This is a genomic window from Pantoea deleyi, assembly GCF_022647325.1.
Lineage (GTDB): Bacteria > Pseudomonadota > Gammaproteobacteria > Enterobacterales > Enterobacteriaceae > Pantoea > Pantoea deleyi.
In genome coordinates this window covers 3,656,591-3,675,722 of the sequence record NZ_CP071405.1, presented here as the reverse complement: position 1 = coordinate 3,675,722, position 19,132 = coordinate 3,656,591, and the positions used below count along the sequence as shown (strand labels likewise).

18 protein-coding genes are annotated in these 19,132 nt (G+C 58.9%); 7 read left to right on the top strand and 11 right to left on the bottom strand.

All coding sequences use genetic code 11. From position 1 onward, the window contains the following. Positions 1-23: 23 nt before the first annotated feature. A complete protein-coding gene (locus J1C59_RS17305; RefSeq protein ID WP_128086488.1) occupies positions 24-1,142 on the top strand; it encodes an ROK family transcriptional regulator in 1,119 nt (372 codons plus the stop codon). Between the two features lie 57 nt (positions 1,143-1,199). Here the strand turns inward: J1C59_RS17305 and J1C59_RS17300 are convergent, their stop codons facing one another. After that, on the bottom strand, positions 1,200-2,291 hold the full coding sequence (locus J1C59_RS17300) for an ABC transporter ATP-binding protein (RefSeq protein ID WP_128086489.1): 1,092 nt from the start codon (positions 2,289-2,291) through the stop codon (positions 1,200-1,202). Between the two features lie 12 nt (positions 2,292-2,303). After that, entirely contained in the window at positions 2,304-2,903 is a 600-nt protein-coding gene (locus J1C59_RS17295) for a GNAT family N-acetyltransferase (RefSeq protein ID WP_128086490.1), read from the bottom strand. Positions 2,904-3,453: 550 nt separating this feature from the next. Between J1C59_RS17295 and J1C59_RS17290 the strand changes: the two genes are divergently transcribed. The 4 genes from J1C59_RS17290 (at position 3,454) to J1C59_RS17275 (ending at position 7,964) form a co-directional block, all read left to right on the top strand. Beyond that, positions 3,454-4,785, top strand: a complete 1,332-nt coding sequence (locus J1C59_RS17290; RefSeq protein WP_128086491.1) for an extracellular solute-binding protein — start codon at positions 3,454-3,456, stop codon at positions 4,783-4,785. 57 nt (positions 4,786-4,842) lie between these two features. Next, a complete protein-coding gene (locus J1C59_RS17285) occupies positions 4,843-5,715 on the top strand; it encodes a carbohydrate ABC transporter permease (RefSeq protein ID WP_128086492.1) in 873 nt (290 codons plus the stop codon). After that, on the top strand, positions 5,715-6,530 hold the full coding sequence (locus J1C59_RS17280; protein ID WP_111141335.1) for a carbohydrate ABC transporter permease: 816 nt from the start codon (positions 5,715-5,717) through the stop codon (positions 6,528-6,530). The genes J1C59_RS17285 and J1C59_RS17280 overlap by 1 nt, the downstream gene beginning before the upstream one ends. Positions 6,531-6,632: 102 nt before the next feature. After that, positions 6,633-7,964, top strand: coding sequence for a glycoside hydrolase family 28 protein (locus J1C59_RS17275; RefSeq protein ID WP_128086494.1), 1,332 nt, complete (start codon positions 6,633-6,635; stop codon positions 7,962-7,964). 1 nt (position 7,965) lies between these two features. Here the strand turns inward: J1C59_RS17275 and J1C59_RS17270 are convergent, their stop codons facing one another. Beyond that, positions 7,966-9,036, bottom strand: a complete 1,071-nt coding sequence (locus J1C59_RS17270) for a tartrate dehydrogenase (protein ID WP_128086493.1) — start codon at positions 9,034-9,036, stop codon at positions 7,966-7,968. 64 nt (positions 9,037-9,100) lie between these two features. Between J1C59_RS17270 and J1C59_RS17265 the strand changes: the two genes are divergently transcribed. Continuing rightward, positions 9,101-10,039 (top strand): LysR family transcriptional regulator, encoded by a 939-nt coding sequence (locus J1C59_RS17265; protein ID WP_140916812.1) that lies wholly within the window; start codon positions 9,101-9,103, stop codon positions 10,037-10,039. A 166-nt stretch (positions 10,040-10,205) separates the two neighbouring features. After that, positions 10,206-11,300, top strand: coding sequence for a YncE family protein (locus tag J1C59_RS17260; protein WP_128084584.1), 1,095 nt, complete (start codon positions 10,206-10,208; stop codon positions 11,298-11,300). A 30-nt stretch (positions 11,301-11,330) separates the two neighbouring features. Here J1C59_RS17260 and J1C59_RS17255 read toward each other — a convergent pair whose 3' ends face one another. The 8 genes from J1C59_RS17255 to J1C59_RS17220 form a co-directional block, all read right to left on the bottom strand. Continuing rightward, positions 11,331-11,624: a DUF1330 domain-containing protein gene (locus J1C59_RS17255; RefSeq protein ID WP_128084583.1), complete on the bottom strand. Its 294-nt coding sequence runs from the start codon at positions 11,622-11,624 to the stop codon at positions 11,331-11,333. Positions 11,625-11,634: 10 nt separating this feature from the next. Then, complete coding sequence (gene yghU, locus J1C59_RS17250; protein ID WP_128084582.1) at positions 11,635-12,498, bottom strand: glutathione-dependent disulfide-bond oxidoreductase; 864 nt, start codon at positions 12,496-12,498, stop codon at positions 11,635-11,637. 218 nt (positions 12,499-12,716) lie between these two features. Continuing rightward, positions 12,717-12,881 (bottom strand): hypothetical protein, encoded by a 165-nt coding sequence (locus J1C59_RS17245; protein ID WP_158086861.1) that lies wholly within the window; start codon positions 12,879-12,881, stop codon positions 12,717-12,719. Between the two features lie 13 nt (positions 12,882-12,894). After that, positions 12,895-13,908 carry a fimbrial protein gene (locus tag J1C59_RS17240; protein WP_128084581.1) on the bottom strand — a complete coding sequence of 338 codons (1,014 nt, stop codon included), beginning with the start codon at positions 13,906-13,908 and terminating at the stop codon, positions 12,895-12,897. After that, on the bottom strand, positions 13,908-14,426 hold the full coding sequence (locus J1C59_RS17235) for a fimbrial protein (RefSeq protein ID WP_128084580.1): 519 nt from the start codon (positions 14,424-14,426) through the stop codon (positions 13,908-13,910). Before J1C59_RS17235 ends, J1C59_RS17240 begins: the two co-directional genes overlap by 1 nt. Further along, entirely contained in the window at positions 14,417-16,945 is a 2,529-nt protein-coding gene (locus tag J1C59_RS17230; RefSeq protein ID WP_242281348.1) for a fimbria/pilus outer membrane usher protein, read from the bottom strand. Before J1C59_RS17230 ends, J1C59_RS17235 begins: the two co-directional genes overlap by 10 nt. Before the next feature lie 20 nt (positions 16,946-16,965). Then, positions 16,966-17,646 carry a fimbria/pilus periplasmic chaperone gene (locus J1C59_RS17225; RefSeq protein WP_128084578.1) on the bottom strand — a complete coding sequence of 227 codons (681 nt, stop codon included), beginning with the start codon at positions 17,644-17,646 and terminating at the stop codon, positions 16,966-16,968. Between the two features lie 52 nt (positions 17,647-17,698). Further along, positions 17,699-18,277, bottom strand: coding sequence for a fimbrial protein (locus J1C59_RS17220; protein WP_422615489.1), 579 nt, complete (start codon positions 18,275-18,277; stop codon positions 17,699-17,701). Between the last annotated feature and the right edge of the window lie 855 nt (positions 18,278-19,132).

The following is a 19,132-nucleotide window of genomic DNA, read 5'->3' as shown; positions in this document are numbered from 1 at the left end:
CAGCCCGCTAACCCGAGGAATTTATGACCGCTCCCAACGTAACCGCGCGCATTCTGCGGTTGATTGTTGAAAATGCGCCGATCAGCCAGTCGGACCTGAAAGTTCGCAGCGGACTGAGCATGTCGACCGTGTCACAGGCGACGAATCGCCTGCTGGCGCAGGAGATTGTGCAGGAGCTGGGGTTACGCCGCGTCTCGATGGGACGGCCAAAAACGCTGCTGGGACTCAATGCCGATCGCGCCAGCGTGATTGGTATTCAGCTCAATGCCGAACGTAACCTCATCGTGATGACCGACCTCAGCGGCAACCTGCTGGGCGAGCAGCAGATGCCGAAAGGTACGCTGACGCCGCGTCAGCTCGGCGATGCGCTGGCAAAATTCCTGCGCGGTGTGGAGGAGAAGCGGGTCGGTGCGATTGGCCTTGCCCTGTCGGGCCTGGTTGACGCCGACAATGGCTACTGCATCCGTTCCAAGGTGCTCGACTGGGACAACGTGCCGATTGCGCGCCTGCTGGAAGCGCGCTTCTCTCTGCCGGTCTTTATCGAAAATGATGCCAACGCGATGGCGATGGCCGCGATGGTCTTTGGTCAGCTCGGCAACGCCCAGTCGGCGGTGATCGCCACCTACGGCAAAGGGATCGGGGCAGGGATCATTCTTAACCGTCAGCTCTACCGCGGGCGTCACGGCAAGGCGGGGGAGATTGGCAACGGGCTGGTCGCGGACGGTTCGCTGCGGCTGCTGGAGGATGTCGCCTCGTCGCGCGCCATTCTGCAACGGCTTGCGGAGCCGGAGCCGGATGAGGGCGTCACGCTACAGGCGCTGGACCAGCGGCCCACCCCTGAGGTGCTGGCGGTGCTGGAAGAGGCCGGACGCGAGCTGGGTATTTCGCTGGCGAACCTGTCGGTGGCTTACGATCCGGATGTGGTTTATCTGGCGATGGAGCCGCACATGGCGTCGCGTATCCTGCTCGACCACATCACCCAGAGTTTCCAGGCCTATCGGCTGAAACTGACACCGCACATGACGCCGTTGCAGTTCCTGACAGAATCGAACCGGATGTGGGCGCTGGGTGCGGCAGGCTTTGCGGTTAACCGGCTGCTGGATCTGCTGGCGGCGCAGGCCGATGAAGAACCGGTTACCTGAATCACCCCGCAATAAAAACGGGCGCCGCGGCGCCCGTTTTCTGTTTCTGCACGTTCCCTAGCGCAGGCGCATTCCCTGCTCATCAAACAGCAGGCAGTGCGCGGCGGAAAAGCCCAGTTCCACCCGGGTGCCCAGATCGCGCGGTGTCGCCTCGCGCTCCTCCACCACCAGCATCTGCTCACGTCCGATATCCAGATAGAGATAGTTGGTGTGGCCCAGCATCTCGCCATAGGCCAGCTCACCGCTGAAGTGCACGGCGTCCGGCGTCCGGGCGGCAGAGTGGAAGTGCTCGGGACGAATGCCCAGCGTTACGGTCTGCCCTTCGCGGCAACCGGCGGCGATGTTCAGGGTCAGCGCCTCAATCTTCAGCGCCGGCACCCGCAGCTGCACCTTACCCGCGCCCGTGGCGCTGATTTCCGCCTGCAGAAAGTTCATCTTTGGCGAGCCGATAAAACCGGCGACAAACAGATTATCGGGGTCGTGATAGAGCGTCAGCGGTGCGCCAACCTGCTCAATGCGGCCCTGGCGCAGCACCACGATGCGGTCAGCCAGCGTCATCGCCTCCAGCTGATCGTGCGTCACATAGATCATGGTGTTGCCGAGCGAGGCGTGCAGGCGGGCGATCTCAATCCGCATCTGCAAACGCAGCTCGGCATCCAGGTTAGAGAGCGGTTCATCGAACAGGAAAATCCGGGGGTGACGGATGATCGCCCGGCCAATCGCCACACGCTGTCGCTGTCCGCCTGACAGCGCGCGCGGCAGGCGATCGAGCAGTTCGGTAAGGTGCAGGCGGGCGGCGGTCTGCTCAATCGCGCGGTTGATCTCCGCTTTCGGCTTTTTCATCACCTCCAGCGGATAGGCCAGGTTTCCGCGCACCGTCATGTTGGGGTAGAGCGCATAGGACTGGAACACCATGGCGATGCCGCGTTCGGTGGCGGGCTGCTGCGTCATATCCTGTTCATCAATCAGCAATTGCCCGCTGCTGATCTCCTCCAGCCCGGCGATCATCCGCAGCAGCGTGGATTTGCCGCAGCCGGATGGCCCGACAAACACCACAAATTCACCGCTGTTTATCGTCAGATCGATGCCGTGAATGACATTCACATGTTCATAGGACTTCTTCACATTCTGCAGGCGCAGGCTGGTCATCGGCTACCTCACTCAGAGTAACTGGCCCATGTAGATGGCATTGCTGCGCAGGATCGGGGTAAACCCCATGCGCTGATAGAAGGCACACACCTGCTCATTCTGCAGGCTGACCCCCAGATGAACGCCGGTGACGCCGGCAGCACGCAGTGCCGCCAGCTCATGCTCAATCATCCGCCGCCCCCAGCCCCCTTTCTGGGCCGCGGGCAGCAGGTTGATATGCAGATGCGCGGGCCACTGCGTCACCAGGCTTTCTGCGGCCTGATCGGGATGGCGGATGGCGTCGAGAATTTTGCTGTCGAGCGGGGCGCTGGCGTGGCGATCGCGATAGCTCGCCTGCAGCTCAGGCCACCATTCGGCCGCCAGCCGGGCTTCAAACGCGCGGGTATCGGGTGCCGCGACCACATAGCCCTGCACCTCACCCTCCCGCGCCAGCACAAAGGCAAAGTCCGGCGCAAATCGCGCGTAGGGCACGGCAAAACGCTGGCCGGGGTACTCGGGATCGGAGTAGAGCGCACGGGCATCGCCGCCCGCATCGGCTGTTTCCAGGCAGATGCGGTAGAGCGCCGGAAAGTCCGCCGGGGTGGCCGGACGGATGACACCTTGATTCGCCATGGTGAATTCTCGTGAGTGAGTGAAGGGGTCAGAGAGTGAACCGCTTCGCAGGTGAAAGTTACGTTAATAAAAGCGGACTTAGTTTTCAAGATAGAATAATTACCTTATCGCACTAACCTGGCCGGTTCAGCAATATTTACCGGCAGCGGGATGCACAACTGTGATCGCCAGCACGCCCGTGACAGGGCGTCTGGCGGCAGTTTCCCCGCCAGCGAAAAGAGAAAAGTGTGAGCGTGATAGGATTTTCATATGTTTTATCAGGATGTTATTTTGCGATTATCGCTCAGGCATCTTCTGCCGGATAACCGTCAGGCGGCGGCATGCCGCACCGGCCGATGGGCGCAGACGCAGCGCGGCGTGCTGAATTTTCCACTCTTTTGTTGTTTATTTGCGCGTGCTCACAGCGTTGCAATTCCCCGCCCGGGCTGTTTGACTTTATTTTTCCGTTAAAGTAAGTATGAGTGAGTGCGTTTGTGTGCGGCTGCAGCCTGCAGGATGTCAGGCGGTGAGATGAAGGGATGCCGATCCTGGTCTGAAGAAGGTGAGCATAATGTCTGTTTCCTCCGTTCGTTCGTTCCGAATTCGTAATGTGGGTCGGCTGCTGGCAGCGAGCCTGCTGGCGGGCAGCGTCTCGCATGTCGCCCACGCCGCCGTCACCCTGAATGAGTGGGATATCTATAACTACCCGCAGCAGACGGCCGCGGTAGATGAAGGGATTAAGGCGTTTTCGCAGCAGAATCCCGGCATCGTGATAAACCGCTCGGTCCACTCCTTCGAAGATACCCGTATTCCGCTCAAGCTGGCGCTGACCGCCGGAGATGGCCCGCAGATCGCCCAGGTGAACCAGGGCGGGGGCGATATGGGCTCGCTGGTGAAAGATAAGCTGCTGCTGCCGCTCGACAGTTACGCCACCAGCAACGGCTGGACCACCCGCTTCCCGGACTCGATTCTGAAACGCAACCGCTGGTCAGACAGCGGCGAATTTGGCAGCGGTAAGCTCTATGGCATCGCCAGTCTGGGCGAAATGGTCGGGCTCTATTACAACAAAGCGCTGCTGGACAAAGCAGGCATCGCGGTGCCGAAAACCCTGGCCGAGCTGGAGAGCGCCATGGCGAAGCTGAAACAGCAGGGCACCGCCCCGATGATGCTGGGTCTGCTGGATGGCAACATGGGCCAGCAGCTGCTCAGTACGCTGTGGCAGGCGCAGATTGAGAGCCACGACCGCAAGACGCTGGATAACCTGATTTACGATGTGGGCGGCACCTTCAAAGACAGCAAACTGGTGAAGGCCGCCACCATGATGAAGAGCTGGACCGACAACGGCTACTTCTTCCCGGGCTTCCAGGGCATCGGCCATGACGATGCCGCCACCCTGTTCCAGAACGGCCAGGCGGCCTTCCTGGTCAGCGGCACCTGGTATCTCGGCCAGTTTAAAGACAACAAAGATATTCACTTCGCCGCGATGCCTGCCGGTGAGGGTGTGAAACAGCCGCTAATGGTGGGCGGAACCGATCTGGCGTTCTCCATCACCAGCACCGCCAAAGGCAAGGATCAGCAGGATGGCGCGGCGAAGTTCATCAACTATATGGTCTCCGATGAGATGGCGGATCGCTGGCTGAAGGTGGGCTTTCTGCCGGCCAGCACCAACAAAGCGGCCAGAATGCCAGCGGATAACCCGCTGCTGGCGGAGGCCTATCAGGTCTGGCTGACGCTCAACGACTACGACGGTCTGGGCCACTACGTCGACTGGGCGACGCCGACCATGAACGCCGAACTGAACCAGAACGTCCAGCTGCTGCTGGCGGGCCGTCTGACCGCCGATCAGATGGTGGCCAACTTTGATAACAACTATCAGCGTTACCTGAAAACCCTGAAGCATTAAGCCGGCGGCCCGGCGAACCGCCGGGCCTGAGCATCGTTCCGAACCACGGGTAAGGTTATGTTGAATTTAAGCGGCTGGCGTAATTTCCTCTATGTTCTGCCTGCGGTGCTGGTGTATGCGGTGTTTCTGCTGTTCCCGCTGCTGGCGTCGCTGGGCATCAGTTTCACCGAATGGGATGGCACCTCGCTGCCGGTGTTCAGCGGCATCAGCAACTATCTGCGGATGTTCAGCGACCCGGTGTTCTGGATCGCGCTGGGGAACAACGCCATCCTGATGTTGTTCTACACGCTGCTGCCGATTGGCGTCGGCCTGCTGCTCTGCAGCTTTCTGTATGAAACGCGCAACAACAGCGAACGCAGCGTGCTGCGCATTCTCTTTTTCCTGCCCTACATCATGCCGATGGCGGTGCTGGGCGTGGTCTGGCGCTGGCTCTACAACCCGGCGTTCGGGCCGATCGACCAGATCCTCCGCGCGATAGGCGTGCCGCAGCTGGCGCTCTCCTGGCTGGGGGATTTTACCTGGGCGCTGCCCGCCGTAGGGCTGGTCGCCACCTGGTACTTCTTCGGCTTCTGTCTGGTGCTGTTTATGGCGGGCCTGCAGCGCATGGATCCCTCGCTGCTGGAAGCCGCCGACCTGGATGGCTCATCGCGTCGCCAGAAATTTATGCGGATTACGCTGCCCGGTCTGCGGCCTGAACTGCGGATTGCGCTGCTGCTGACGGTGATCGCCAGCCTGAAAGCCTTTGACCTGGTCTATGTGATGACGCAGGGCGGGCCGGGCACCTCGACCATGGTGACCAACATCTTTATGTATAAGCAGGGCTTTGACCTGCACTACTTTGGCTACGCCTCGTCGGTGGCGGTGTTCAGCATGGTCATTGTTTTAGGCATTAACTTTCTGATCCATCTGGCCTTAAAGGAGCGTTACTGATGCGAAGCACGCCGGTCATTTCACGCGCGCTGATCTGGATTGTGGCGCTGATGACGATTCTGCCGTTTCTAATGGCGCTGATGACCTCGTTTAAAACCCAGATGGAGCTGTTTCAGGGGGTCTTCACGCTGCCCGCCTCGCTGAATTTTAAAAACTATCTGACCGCGTGGCAGCAGGGACATTTTAACGTCTACTTCCTCAATTCGGTGCTGGTGGTAATCCCGGTGGTGCTGTTCAGCGTGCTGCTGGGGATCCTGGCCGGATTTGGCTTCGCCTGGCTGAAGATCCCCGGCAAAAAGGTGATTGCCGCGATGCTGGCGCTGGGGATGGTGCTGCCGAGCGAAGCCTTTATCATTCCGCTCTATCATGAACTGCGCTGGATGGGGCTGACCAACACCTATCTGGCGCTGATCCTGCCGCAGATTGCGCTGTCGCTGCCCTTTACCACGCTGATGATCGCCAGTGCGTTTCAGCAGGTGCCCAAAGAGCTGGTGGAAGCGGCGGTGATGGACGGGGCGTCGCGGGTCAAAATCCTGTGGGGCATTCTGGTGCCCGCCATCTGGCCGACCCTGTCGACGCTGGGGCTGCTGCTGTTTATCTGGACCTGGAATGAGTTCCTGATCCCGCTGATTCTGGTCAACAAAGATGAGCTGCGCACGCTGCCGATAGGCATGATGTTTTTCCAGAACAAAAACACCATCGATATTCCGGTGCTGATGGCCGGTGCGATGATTGTGATTATGCCGCTGATCGCGGTGTTCCTGATTTTCCAGCGCAAGTTTATCAGCGGCGTTACCGAAGGTGCCGTGAAGTAATCTGTGACAACCTGCACAAAACGGCGCACTGGCGGCCAGACGAAGGTTTGCCGCGCCGCAGTGTGCTGCAATTCCTCCTCCTCAACCTGCGGGAGACGCATGATGCACCTTTCCCTTGCTGATTTTCATCCGGTCGCCGATGGCGAAACTGCCGACACCGGCGTGCTGCAGCGCGCGCTGGATCAGATTGCCGCGGCGGGCGGCGGGCGTCTGACCCTGCCAGCCGGACGCTATCGCACCGGCTGCCTGACGCTGCCCTCTGATTTTGAGCTGCACCTGGAGGCGGGCGCGGAGCTGATCGCCAGTCACCGGCTGACGGACTATCAGGCCGTGCAGACGCTGAGCTGTGCGGAGAGGTCCCACAACGTGCTGCTCTATGCGCTGGGCCAGCGCAATATCACCATCAGCGGCAGCGGGCGCATCAATGGCGAAGGCGAAGCCTGGTTTGCCGCCGGGCGCGATGAGCAGGGCTACCGCCTGCCGCGCGTCGATCGGCCCCGAATGATTGTGTTTGAAGATTGCGAGCAGGTAACGCTGACGGCTTTTACCCTTGTGCAGGCCCCGATGTGGACGGTGCATCTGGTGAGCTGTCGCCATGTGCATATCGACCATCTCACGATCGACAACAGCATGACCATGCCCAATACCGATGCACTGGATATCGACAGCTGTGAAGCGGTGTTTGTCAGTAACAGCTACTTCAGCGCCGCCGATGACGCGATCTGCATTAAAACCACCTGCAAACCTACGGCGCTGCGGCGTCCGGCCCGGCAGATTATGATCACCAACTGCCTGCTGCGCAGCTACAGCTGCGCGTTTAAAATCGGCACGGAGACCTGGGACGATATCGAAGATGTCACGGTGACCGGCTGCACGCTGTTCGATTCCAACCGTGGCATCGGCATTCTGTCGCGCGACGGCGGGGCGATGCGGCGTCTGCTGTTCAGCAATCTGACCTTTGCCTGTCACCATGCGCCGCCCTGCCACTGGGGCAAAGCCGACCCGCTGCATATTTCCGTTCGCAGCCGCGATCCGGCGATCCGGCCCGGCATCGTCGAGCTGGTGCAGTTCAGTAACCTGACCGGCGTGGCGGAAGGCGCAATTAACCTGCATGCGGCAGAGCCTGGCTGGATACGCGATGTGGTGATCAGCCAGCTTCAGATGCGGCAGACGGTGTCGCCGATGGCCCAGGGCCAGTATGACATTCGCCCGCCCTGTAATCCGGATGCCCCGACCGGCATGGGGCTGGATAACGCCTATAAGCTGGATCCGAATACCGGCGAAGCCTTTGGCGTGGAACCCTATCCCGGCGGGTTACCGGGCCTGTTCGCGCGGGGCGTGGCGAATCTGCAACTGCACCACCTGACGATCCACAGGCCCGCGCCGTTACCGGCAGGCTGGCATCCTGATCCGGTGGTGCAGTTACCGGCGTGACTTACAGCGCGGCGGCGATGGCGGCCCCCAGCGCTTCTGTGGTGGCGCTGCCGCCGAGATCGCGCGTGAGATGCTGCCCCGCCGCCAGCGTGCGCTCGATCGCGTTCAGCACGGCGTCGCCCGCCGCTTTGTAGCCGAGATGCTCCAGCATCATCGCCCCGCACCAGATCTGCCCGACCGGATTGGCGATACCTTTACCGGCGATATCGGGCGCCGAGCCGTGCACCGGCTCAAACAGGCTGGGGAACAGACCTTCCGGGTTGATGTTGGCAGAAGGCGCAATGCCGATGGTGCCGGTGCAGGCCGGGCCGAGGTCCGAGAGGATATCGCCGAACAGGTTGCTGGCGACCACCACATCAAACCAGTCCGGATGCAGCACGAAGTTGGCGGTGAGAATATCAATATGATACTTATCGACGCGAACCGCCGGGAACTGGCTGGCCATTGCCTCCACGCGGCTGTCCCACCAGGGCATGGTGATGGCGATGCCGTTGGACTTGGTGGCAGAGGTCAGGTGTTTCTTCGGCCGGCTCTGCGCCAGCTGATACGCAAACTTCAGGATGCGATCGACACCGGTGCGCGTCATCACCGTCTCCTGAATGACCACTTCGCGATCGGTGCCGGGGAACATCGTGCCGCCGACGCTGGAGTATTCGCCTTCGGTGTTTTCACGCACCACATAGAAGTCGATGTCGCCGGGCTGGCGGTTCGCCAGCGGCGCTTTCACGCCGGGCATCAGCCGGACCGGACGCAGATTGACATACTGATCGAACTCGCGCCGGAACTGCAGCAGCGAACCCCACAGTGATACGTGGTCGGGCACCACCTCAGGCCAGCCGACCGCGCCAAAATAGATCGCATCGAAGGCTTTCAGCTGCGGGAACCAGTCGTCAGGCAGCATTTTGCCGTGCTGCTGCCAGTAGTCGGCGCTGGCATAGTCAAACCACTCCCAGCGCAGCGGAATATTGAATTTTTCTGCGGCGGCATTCATTACGCGGACGCCTTCCGGCATCACCTCTTTGCCGATGCCGTCGCCAGGGATCACGGCAATGCGGTGTATTTTGTCAGTCACAGGGCACCTTTCCGGTTGATGTTCGAATTGTGTACGCAGTATAACTGTCGGTTCCGGGAAGATAATGAGTCTGAAACGCAATCCAGTGTTGAATAAAAGTAGAGAATCCCGTACCTCGACAGATGACCTGGCCTTCTTTGTCCGCCTGGCCGGGGTGGAGAGTCTGACGGCGGCGGCCCATGAACTCGGTCTGTCGCTGGCGGCAGTCAGCAAACGTCTGAGCCAGCTGGAGCAGCGCCTCGGCGTGCAGCTGCTGCGCCGCACCACGCGACGACTGGAGCTGACGGCGGAGGGCCGTCGCTATCTGGCGGGCGCCCGGCCGCTGCTGGATCAGCTGGCGGCGCTGGAGGAAGCGGTCAGCGGCGAAACCGCTCAGCTGCGCGGCACACTGAACATCAACGCCTCATTCGGCTTTGGTCGTCGCCATATCGCGCCCTGCGTATCGGCCTTTGCCGCGCTGCATCCGCAGCTCTCGCTGTCGCTGTCGCTCAGCAGTCAGTCACTCAATTTTCCGGATGCGAATATGGACATTGATATTCGCGTCGGCGAGCCACCCGACTCGCGGCTGGTGGCGCGCCGGCTGCGGACCAATCCGCGTATTCTCTGCTGCTCGCCCACCTATGCGGCCCGGCACGGGCTGCCCGCCACCGTGCGCGATCTGGGGCAGCACAACTGCATTTTACTGCGTCAGCACGACAGCGATTTTACCCTGTGGCGGCTGACCCGCGGCGAACAGAGCATCACGCAGAAGGTGCGCGGCAGCCTGATCACCAACGATGGCGAAGTGGCGATGCGGCTGGCGATGGACGGGCATGGCATCCTGCTGCGTTCCTGGTGGGATGCGCAGCACAGCCTGGCGTCGGGTGAACTGCTGCCGGTGTTGCCCGACTGGCAGGCGCCGGATGGGGATATTTTTGCGGTCTGGCAGGCGCAGCGCCAGCTTCCGGCGCGGATTTCCGCCTTTGTCGCGTTTCTGCAGCAGCATCTGCAGTCGATCGATTAATCTGTTTTTTCAGATTCTTTATGGCGGAGCTGAGCACTTTGTGTACCGCATAATGCTGATTTACGCGTCCGGCGGAGTCGCTACGTTTACACGATTTTCACTGATGCGTATGATTCTCATTCTTTTCATCCCGGCCTGCCGTGGCAGATCGATAAGGGAGTTAAGCATGAAAGCGTTGTTCAGCCCGCGTAATACGGCACTCGCCCTGGCGATGGTCAGCGCCTTCTGCCTGACCGCGTGTCAGAGCACCCCCCGGAAAGTGGATGGCAGCGGTGCGGTGGTGATGCAGCCCTCCAGCCCGGACAATCTGATCCAGCGTGAGCTGGAAGAGGGCGTGCAGCAGATCGTCTATCTGGCTGCAACCAATACGCTCTATATCGCCCGCGCGCAGGCGGCAGAGACGATCAGCGGCGGTATGATCCAGCGGCTTGATGCCACCACGCTGCAGAGCCGCGGGGCGGGGCACTTCGATCTCAAAAACGTAGGGCTGATCGGCGAGCCGGACGGCAGCACGCTCTATGCCACCAACACCTCTGACGGCGCGATCACCGCGATCGATCCGGAAAACGGCAGGGTGCTGAAACGCCTGATCCTGAATGAAAAGGATCAGCGTGGTCAGCCCTGTCATCCGCATGAAATCCTGCTGCATGATGGCCTGCTTTATATCGGCGATGCCGGCGAGTCGGGAACGATCTGGGTCGTGCAGGCGAAAACCCTGAAGCTGAAGGCCCGGATTACCGGAGCCGGAAAGGCGATCGCCGGCCTCCTGTTCTCGCCGGTCAGCGACCGGATTTATGCAACGAATGGCAGCGGGGAAATCCTGGTCATCAATCCGCGTAATCACAGGATTGAGCAGCGTCTGACGGCGGGTGACGGGCAAGCCGATCCGTTCCTGAACATGGCGGAAGATCCGGCGACGGGCCGGCTGTTTGTCACGGCGCGTTCCCAGGCGGGACAGGCGCGGGTGTTTGACGAGCGGAGCGGCCGGGTGATCCAGAGCCTGATGCAGGGCGATTCGCTGGGGATTAAATTTAACGGCAAGCGCAATGAAATCTATATCAGCCAGCGCGCGTCGAAGAAGGTGCTGCAGCTGGATGGCACAACCTATGAGGTTAAAAACAGCTGGTCATTCGGCGGGCATCCTGAAAATCTGCTGGTCACGCCGGATGGGCAGACGCTGTTTGTCACCCTGAAGCAGGAGATCGGTGAGGATAGCAGCGGCCAGCCGCAGGATGGCGTGGCGCGAATCAATCTGCAGTAAAGAAAGGCGGCATGGCTGCCGCCCTGAGACTTACTTGCTGACACCCTCAACCAGCACCACGCGGTAGTTGGCGCCTTTCAGACGGTGCGCTTTGGCCGCCTGATATTCCGGGCTGTCATACCAGGCGTGTGCGGCTTCGCGGCTCGCAAACTCCAGAATCACTACGCCTTCCGCTTCCTGACCTTCCAGCGTCTCTAGCTCACCATAAAAGGCCAGCGGATTGATCTGATGATCGCCGCGCGCCTGGCCCGCTTTCTCGGCGTAGATCGCCATTTCATCCTGGTTCAGGGTGTTATCACGAATAAAAACAACGTATGCACTCACAGGTTTCTCCTTAGGCTTTTTTATCCTGAGTCTGGGTATCGAAGTCAGCGGCATCATGACGCTCATGCAGCTGATCGGCCGGGTCACCCATGACACGGTTGACCTTGCGGCCACGAATAACGGCAGGACGCTGCGCGATCTCTTTCGCCCAGCGCACCACATTTTTATAGGACTGCACATCCAGGAAGTCGGCAGCGCCATACTGATCGTTCAGCACCATGTTGCCGTACCACGGCCAGGTGGCGATGTCGGCGATGGTGTAATCGTCACCGGCCAGGTAGCGGTTATCGGCCAGCTGGCGATCCAGCACGTCGAACTGACGCTTCGCTTCCAGCGTGAAGCGGTTGATGGCGTACTCGATTTTTTCCGGCGCGTAGTGATAGAAATGGCCGAAACCGCCGCCCAGATAAGGCGCGGAGCCCTGCAGCCAGAACAGCCAGTTCAGGGTTTCGGTGCGGGCGGCGATATCTTTTGGCAGGAAGTAGCCATATTTTTCTGCCAGATAGAGCAGGATATTGCCCGATTCAAACACCCGGATCGGCGGCGTGGCCGAGTGGTCGCTCAGCGCCGGGATTTTCGAGTTCGGGTTCACGTCCACAAACCCGCTGGAGAACTGATCGCCGTCGCCGATACGAATCAGCCAGGCATCATATTCCGCATCGTTAACGTTCAGCGCCAGCAGCTCTTCCAGCAGGATAGTCACTTTCTGGCCGTTAGGCGTGCCCAGGGAGTAGAGCTGCAGGGGGTGTTTGCCGACCGGCAGCGCTTTTTCATGGGTAGGACCCGCGAACGGACGGTTTGTCTTCGCACCGTTGCCTTTGGCTTCAGGATCCCAGGTCCAGACTTTTGCGGGCTGATATGCATTTTCCGACATAATGAAAGTTCGCCTTGTGATGTGATGTTCGTCTGGAGTGTAGCAGGTGCTGCAGAGGCGGTTTAACTCTGCTGGCTGCGCGAAGGCGTGCCGCTACGCGCAGAGGTCAGGCGGGCTGCGGCGTCGGAGAAAAGTGCATAAAAGTGTGTCAGGCGGGGCGTCGGATGATCTGACCGGGCCCTGCCGTGCCGCAGGCGCGCACGGCAGGGCCGAGAGGATTACAGCCGCTCCCGCTCAATCCGTTCGCGGATTTCGATAGCCTGAAGATGCATCGTTTCCGGATAGCCAGACAGCGGCGCGGCGATCGATTCGCCGCCTGCTTTGTGCGACCGGATGGCCAGGCCGGTATCGCGCAGCATTTTAAAAAGGGTGTGTCCAGTCACGCTTCTCCGGCCCCTACTGATAGGAGAACGTGATGCTCGCCAGGGCGTTGGCGGAGCCGGGCGCCAGATCCCCCGTACGAATGTACTGCGTCTGGAAAGGCAGCGTCAGGACCTGTCTGGCGGAGGAGGTGGTCTGAATAAAAAACTGGTTGAGCGTGTCAGCGCCCGAGCTGTCGGGTCCCATCATCAGCGGGCCGGTCCCGTTGTAGAAGAACTGAACGCCCACGCCCGACGCGGTGGAGTCGCCCGTCAGCGTCACCACCGATGAGCGATTAGCGGGCGTCGTCTGGTCGGTCATCACCGCATTCACGGCGATATTCTGGTCACAGGTCAGCGTCACGTTGAAGGAACCGGAAGGTGAGGTGCTGCCCACGGCGGAAAGGGTACGGACATCCAGCGTGCCCAGATCGACGCTGGCACTTTTGGTATTGACCGTACAGCCGCTGGCAACCACCGTAATGGTCGTGGGGTTGATGATAACCTGCGCGGTTTTAGTTTCATTGTTGTAAGCCGTCAGTGTGGCAGCATTGATCGTGGGGGTGGTATACGTCCCCGATTTCAATGCGGAAGCCGTTTTAACGAAGGTCACTTTGGCTGACCAGCCCAGGCTCTGAGCAAAGCCCGCCGTACCCTTAGCCGGGTAGCTCTGCGTGATGCCGTTCTGTAACGGAACATATTCGGTTGCGTTCGAATCTTTCAGGCCAATGATATAGCCCACGCCGGGTACCCCCGTTTCAAACACCGTGTAATTTACGCCATCAACGGTGACGGTTGCCCCGCTGGTGATTGCCGAAGCAGAGGGCTGAAGGGTGCCCTTTGTGCAGGCCACGACCACTCCGCACCAGAAAACTTCACCGACATCGACGGTGGTGCTCCAGGTGGAACCAATGATATTACCGGGCATCACGGAGTCCGCCGGTCCGGAATAGTTCATCGGCTTAGGCGAGAGCGTGATGTCAGATTTCTTCTCCAGCGCCAGCGCGTGAGCAGAGAGAAGGCAGCAGGCAAGCAGCAGTAAAATACGCATTATTGATACTCCGTTGTCCAGGTGGCGATAGCGGTAACGTCGCCCGCAGTCACGTCAGGACCTGTCGCGGTTAATCGGGCATAAAAGTTCATCTGAACGCTGTCACTCCCCGCCACGCCATACGTTGCTGTCTGGGTATTGAGGGGGATAAGCTTGCCGTCGTTATCGAGGATCTGCACGGCCACGCCGGTCGCGCCACCGTCTGCCACCTTGAGCAGGCGCGAATCGACCTCATCCGGCGTACCGCTGAAGCGGATCTTCACACCCGAAAAGGTGGACCCGCACGCTTCCAGCGTGAGAGTAAAGGGTGCTTTAATGTTACTTACTGCCCCCGTTTTGCTTAACTGGCGGGTGCCGATATCGCCCAGCGGCACCTCTTTTAGCAGTGAGTCTGCCGAGACAACGCAGGTATTGGCGATCAGATTGCCCTTCACCGACACCAGGACATCGTAGGCGCGGACCGGCAGCGTGCAGGCGAACAGCAGGACGATACACACCAGGCGGATAATTACTGACATGTTCCCTCCACTGTGTAGAGGCCCGTGTGGGCGTTGAAATCGGGCTGTGTGAGCTGATAGCGCACAGAACAGCGTGACGCATTGTTTTTGCCCCAGACCGCGTTAAGCGTGCCCGTCAGGGGCAGACCGGATAAGTAGACGCTGCCGCCGTCACCGACAATGCTGCTGCTCTCGCTCTCGGCTAACGCGACCACCGTGCCAAAAGGCAGTTCGGTGCCGTGATGCCGCAAAATAAACATCGCTTTTGCACCATGCCGCGTGGCGATGGTGGCTCTGACCAGGGCGCCATCGGTTGGGATGGCACTGATCAGGGTGTTATCCAGTTCGACATCACTGCCAGCGGTGGTGGCATCGAGTCCGACCTGATTAACCCGATAAGGTGTGGCATAGGGGATAACGGCATAACCGCGGCTGTCGGTTTTGATACTCCGATGGTTGAGCACCGTCACATCACTGGCGCCAGGTGCTTTGATCAGAATATTGGTATTGCCCAGCGGCTGGCTCAGCGTCAGCCCATCTTTGTGCACGACTGCGCCTCCGCTGATGCCGTAGCTGAGAGTGCGGCCATCCTGCCCATAGCTGTACCCCAGGTTGTACTGGCCGCGCTGATCTTTGTATTGCAGGGCCGCATCGCCGCCATAGTGCTGTTGTGCGTTGTAGCGCTGGCTGACGCTGTAGTAGAGCTCCTCTGTGCCGGGCACATAGCCGCTGACGCCGCCGCTGTAGGTCGTTCCCGATGAATTTCCCTGCGTAGTGGAGAAACGCGCGCGCGTCGAACTGGCGGGATCGCCAAAGGGGATCGAGAGCGAGAACGCCACGATATTATCCTTGCGATCATCATAGAGCGTGGTAGTGCGCTGAAAGCTGACGCCCAGCGAGGCCCTCCGGAAGGTGGTATTCCACGCAAACTGGATCCCCTGGGTGGTTTTCGGGGTGTGCCAGTAGGTTTGCTGATCCCAGGAGAGTGACAGCGAACCATACTCATTCAGCGGCTGAGAGAGCTGAAGCTGGTTGCGGGCCTTGCGCGATAACCGGAGATCATAGACCTTTTCATAGCGGGTCGTGACGGCACCCTGCGCGTCCACGACCTGCTCCGGTCTGCCGCCGCTCATTCTTTTATAGGTTGTATCGCTGAGGCTATAGAACCCCTGCGTGGAGTAACGCAGCGAATAGAAGTTAACGCGCGTGCCGATGTTGTTCAGCAGCTTGCTGTAGCGCAGACGGAGAGAGTCGCCGGTGTAGTGCCGATCATCGGCCAGCTGACTCTGGGCATGGGTAATATCCAGCGAATAGGCACCCAGATGACCCAGGTTCTGGCCGATCCCGGCGGCCACGCCGCGATACCGTTCCGAGAGCTGCATCCCCCCATAAAAAGTCAGCCCATATTGCCAGCCATAAAAGAGTTCACCCTGGGCAAAGGCTGGCGCAGTCTGATTATTAACCGGCTGAAATCTGCCCGCACTGAGCGCATATCTGACCTGGCCGCTGCGGACCAGATTAGGCACGCTGGCGAAAGGCACGGTGAACCGGCTCTCATAACCGTCGCTCTCCCTGATCGTCACGTCGAGGTCGCCGCCCGATGAGGTGGGATAGAGGTCGCTGAGCACAAAGGGACCGGGCGAAACGCTGGTCTGATAGATGATATTGCCGGTCTGCCGGACCGTCACCACGGCGTTGCTGCGCGCAATTCCCCGCACTTCGGGCGCGTAGCCGCTCAGGCTGGCAGGCAGCATATTCTCATCCGTTTTCAGCGTCAGCCCGCGCACACCCACCGTGTCAAACACCTGCGAGGAGGTGTAGGTCTCCCCGGCGTAAAACTGGGCCTCCAGCGCCGGAACATCCCGCTGCAGCCACGTCTGTACATGGTTAAATTTATGCGTATCCCGGGTCCAGGTGGTGTAGTCGCGCAGCCGCCAGGCACCCAGGTTTACGCCGCTGTTCAGGCTGGCAAACAGCTGCTCATCGCGGGTTTTACTCCCCGATTTATAGGTGTTATCTGAGCCGTTGATCACATAGTTCAGCCACCCGGCGCGGATGCCCTGCTCCCAGCTTTCCGGGCTAACGAAGCCGCGCGGCAGATTACGCATCTGGCTCTGGGGCAGGGTGATATTGAGCGTGAGCGTTTGCGGCTCATAGTCGGTGCTGCTGTCGGGAAACAGCGTATTAAGAAAGTAGCACTGCTTTGCCAGCGGCAGGCTGACGCCTCTGGCCTGCGCCATATCGACGCCCAGTGCCTCAAGCTGGCCGGATGTCAGACAGGCGGTGGTGGCGTCCTGCCCGCTGGATTTATTGACTGCAAAACTGACGTTACCGGTGAAGGCGTAAGTCTTGTTGATGTAGACATTGATATTATATTCACCCGGCGGCAGCGCGCTGCCCGTATTAACCCAGGAGAGATCGGCCGCGGGAGCACCTTCGCCATTCAGAAAGGCAGGGTTAAAGCGTAAATCACTCTCCGCGGCTGCGGTATACCCCAGGGTATGGAAAGCCACCACCGCACAAACGATTTTTATCTTCACGCGTTTACCCCTTAAAGCAACTAGTTCTGGTTTAACGAGACGCGGGTAACCGGTGTCCATGCACCGTAGTCGTTAATCGTCTGGAAACTCAGCGATGTGGCCTGGCTGAATTTATCCGCCAGCGCCGTTCCGGACTGCGGCGGTAACATAACCGGCTTAACGGCTTTACCATCCACCTTCAGGTTAATCGTGGTAATAAAATAGGGAGTGGGGTTGTTTAATACCACTTTGCCCGCGCTATAATTCGCGGTCACACTTTTCCACGCTTCAGTCGCATTACCCGGCAGTGAAGCAGGGCGGTAAAATAACTTAATGCGATTAGCAGAGGCGAACTGCAGAGAATTCCCCGCGCTATTATCCGATTGCTGCGGAATAGCTTTAATCGTCATCCAGTAAAGGGTTTCACGATCCTGCGGCAGTGCCTTACCGTTAAAAATAATTTTTACAACGCTTTCGGTTGCCGGTTTAAGAAGATACAGCGGCGGTGTAATAACAAAATCCTGTGTACGCTCACCGCTGGCGGTTTCCATCCAGGACTGAATTAAAAATGAGGCGGTCTCGTGGGTATTCCGGACCTGAAGGGTGGACTGTTTCGCCGCGGAGGAGTAGACCAGGCGTGTCGCACCTAACCCTTCACCCCCCGCCTGAGCGGCTGAAGAGCAGAGTGCAGCTGCCAGAAAAATCCAGCTTAAATAACGCATTTTTTCCTCCTGACTTCGGGTTTATGCCCGACGGTTAAGCCGGGCATCGCGATTACGAGTAGGTCACGGTGTAGGTGGCCACGGCGCTGGCATCACCCGCGGTTGCGCCACCCTTAGGTGAATAATATTTCGCGCTGAAATTCATGGTGTTAGAACCCTCACGCACCGGCATAGCGGTTGTGGCTTCGCCCAGCTTCACGACTTTGCCCTGATCGTCGTAGAGACGGATGGCCACGTTCTGCGCAGAATTCGGACCCCCGTTGACACCGGCGGCCAGGCTGCCGCTGTCATTAAGGTCTGGCGTACCCGAGAAGGTCACAGCGACGCTGGTGGCGGCGACAGGGTTCTCTTCCGTGCCTTTTGAGGTATCCGCGATGGCGCAGTCTTCCAGCGTGATTGAAAAGGCTTTTCCAACGCTGGCTTCGCTGCCTGCGGTGGCCAGCGTCGCCGTGCGGACTTCGCCCATGTTTACATCGATGTTGGCGCTGTTGGCGCTGATGGCACAGGCTGAGGTCACAACGCTTCCGTTAAAATTGACCGTGCCACCGCTGGCGGTTGCGGCCAGGGCAGAACCTACCGGAAACAGCGCGGACACGCTTAATGCCAGAAAGAGTTTCTTGTTAAATTTCATTTTCATGTGATTACCTTTATTGTTGGGGTCGCTTTATTGTGTTTTGTAAATAACAGCCAGAAATAAATAGATTTCTTATTATTACTGTAAATGTGCGTAACGATTTTCACCGAAAGGCGGATATATCTTTTTTGATCTTTTTATTATTCAGGGTGACGTTGCGTTATACGCAGAGTGGGTTTCTCCTCTTAGTAATAAGTCGAAAACATTATAATTCTTTCAAAGAAAAAAGTACCCCTGCTTTCTGTTTTATGTGGTAAGTGATACGGGATAACCATTGCATATTTATTGTTGATGTTAATAATTTATATATTTTTTTGTGAATGAATCGTTTTTATCGGCGTTTTATTAATTTGAGTTATTAAATAGGAATGCACTATCTATTTGAGAATTATTTTTATTTCTCTTTATTTTTTATTTAAAAAGAAGAATTGCCCACCTGCCTGGCGGACAGCTGAAGATCACGTTCAGGCGCGCGCGTTTACAGGGGCGGCCATACGGTCGCACGAAAGAAAAGGCAAAGCGGAGAGAAAAGGCGCACTCAGCAGGCGCGCTGTCTGAGTTCATCGGGCGTTTGCAGAGCATGATGGCTAAAGCAGAAAAGTCCGGGAGGCGAATATCGCAGTGAGAAATGAAACGTCGGGAAAGAGAAGGGCATCGTCCCGGCTGTGGTAGTACCGCCCGCAGAACAGGCAGGGAGAAAGAGGGGGGGATGGGAATGGAGGGCGAGCCACAGGCGGCGGGTTGATCGAACCGTCGATAGCGGGTCCGCCTCAGAACGCAAAAACCCGCCAGAGGCGGGTTCTTTGGATCTGGTGCCCGCACCCGGACAAAAATGCCGGGCATTTTTGCATC

What these genes read in the sequence shown, in the direction of transcription:
- yghU (WP_128084582.1), bottom strand. Translation starts at nt 12,498, where the DNA reads ATGTCGGAAAATGCATATCAGCCCGCAAAAGTCTGGACCTGGGATCCT.
- J1C59_RS17225 (WP_128084578.1), bottom strand. Translation starts at nt 17,646, where the DNA reads ATGCGTTATTTAAGCTGGATTTTTCTGGCAGCTGCACTCTGCTCTTCA.
- J1C59_RS17280 (WP_111141335.1), top strand. Translation starts at nt 5,715, where the DNA reads ATGCGAAGCACGCCGGTCATTTCACGCGCGCTGATCTGGATTGTGGCG.
- J1C59_RS17295 (WP_128086490.1), bottom strand. Translation starts at nt 2,903, where the DNA reads ATGGCGAATCAAGGTGTCATCCGTCCGGCCACCCCGGCGGACTTTCCG.
- J1C59_RS17235 (WP_128084580.1), bottom strand. Translation starts at nt 14,426, where the DNA reads ATGTCAGTAATTATCCGCCTGGTGTGTATCGTCCTGCTGTTCGCCTGC.
- J1C59_RS17305 (WP_128086488.1), top strand. Translation starts at nt 24, where the DNA reads ATGACCGCTCCCAACGTAACCGCGCGCATTCTGCGGTTGATTGTTGAA.
- J1C59_RS17265 (WP_140916812.1), top strand. Translation starts at nt 9,101, where the DNA reads ATGAGTCTGAAACGCAATCCAGTGTTGAATAAAAGTAGAGAATCCCGT.
- J1C59_RS17290 (WP_128086491.1), top strand. Translation starts at nt 3,454, where the DNA reads ATGTCTGTTTCCTCCGTTCGTTCGTTCCGAATTCGTAATGTGGGTCGG.
- J1C59_RS17240 (WP_128084581.1), bottom strand. Translation starts at nt 13,908, where the DNA reads ATGCGTATTTTACTGCTGCTTGCCTGCTGCCTTCTCTCTGCTCACGCG.
- J1C59_RS17220 (WP_422615489.1), bottom strand. Translation starts at nt 18,277, where the DNA reads ATGAAATTTAACAAGAAACTCTTTCTGGCATTAAGCGTGTCCGCGCTG.
- J1C59_RS17260 (WP_128084584.1), top strand. Translation starts at nt 10,206, where the DNA reads ATGAAAGCGTTGTTCAGCCCGCGTAATACGGCACTCGCCCTGGCGATG.
- J1C59_RS17275 (WP_128086494.1), top strand. Translation starts at nt 6,633, where the DNA reads ATGCACCTTTCCCTTGCTGATTTTCATCCGGTCGCCGATGGCGAAACT.
- J1C59_RS17285 (WP_128086492.1), top strand. Translation starts at nt 4,843, where the DNA reads ATGTTGAATTTAAGCGGCTGGCGTAATTTCCTCTATGTTCTGCCTGCG.
- J1C59_RS17300 (WP_128086489.1), bottom strand. Translation starts at nt 2,291, where the DNA reads ATGACCAGCCTGCGCCTGCAGAATGTGAAGAAGTCCTATGAACATGTG.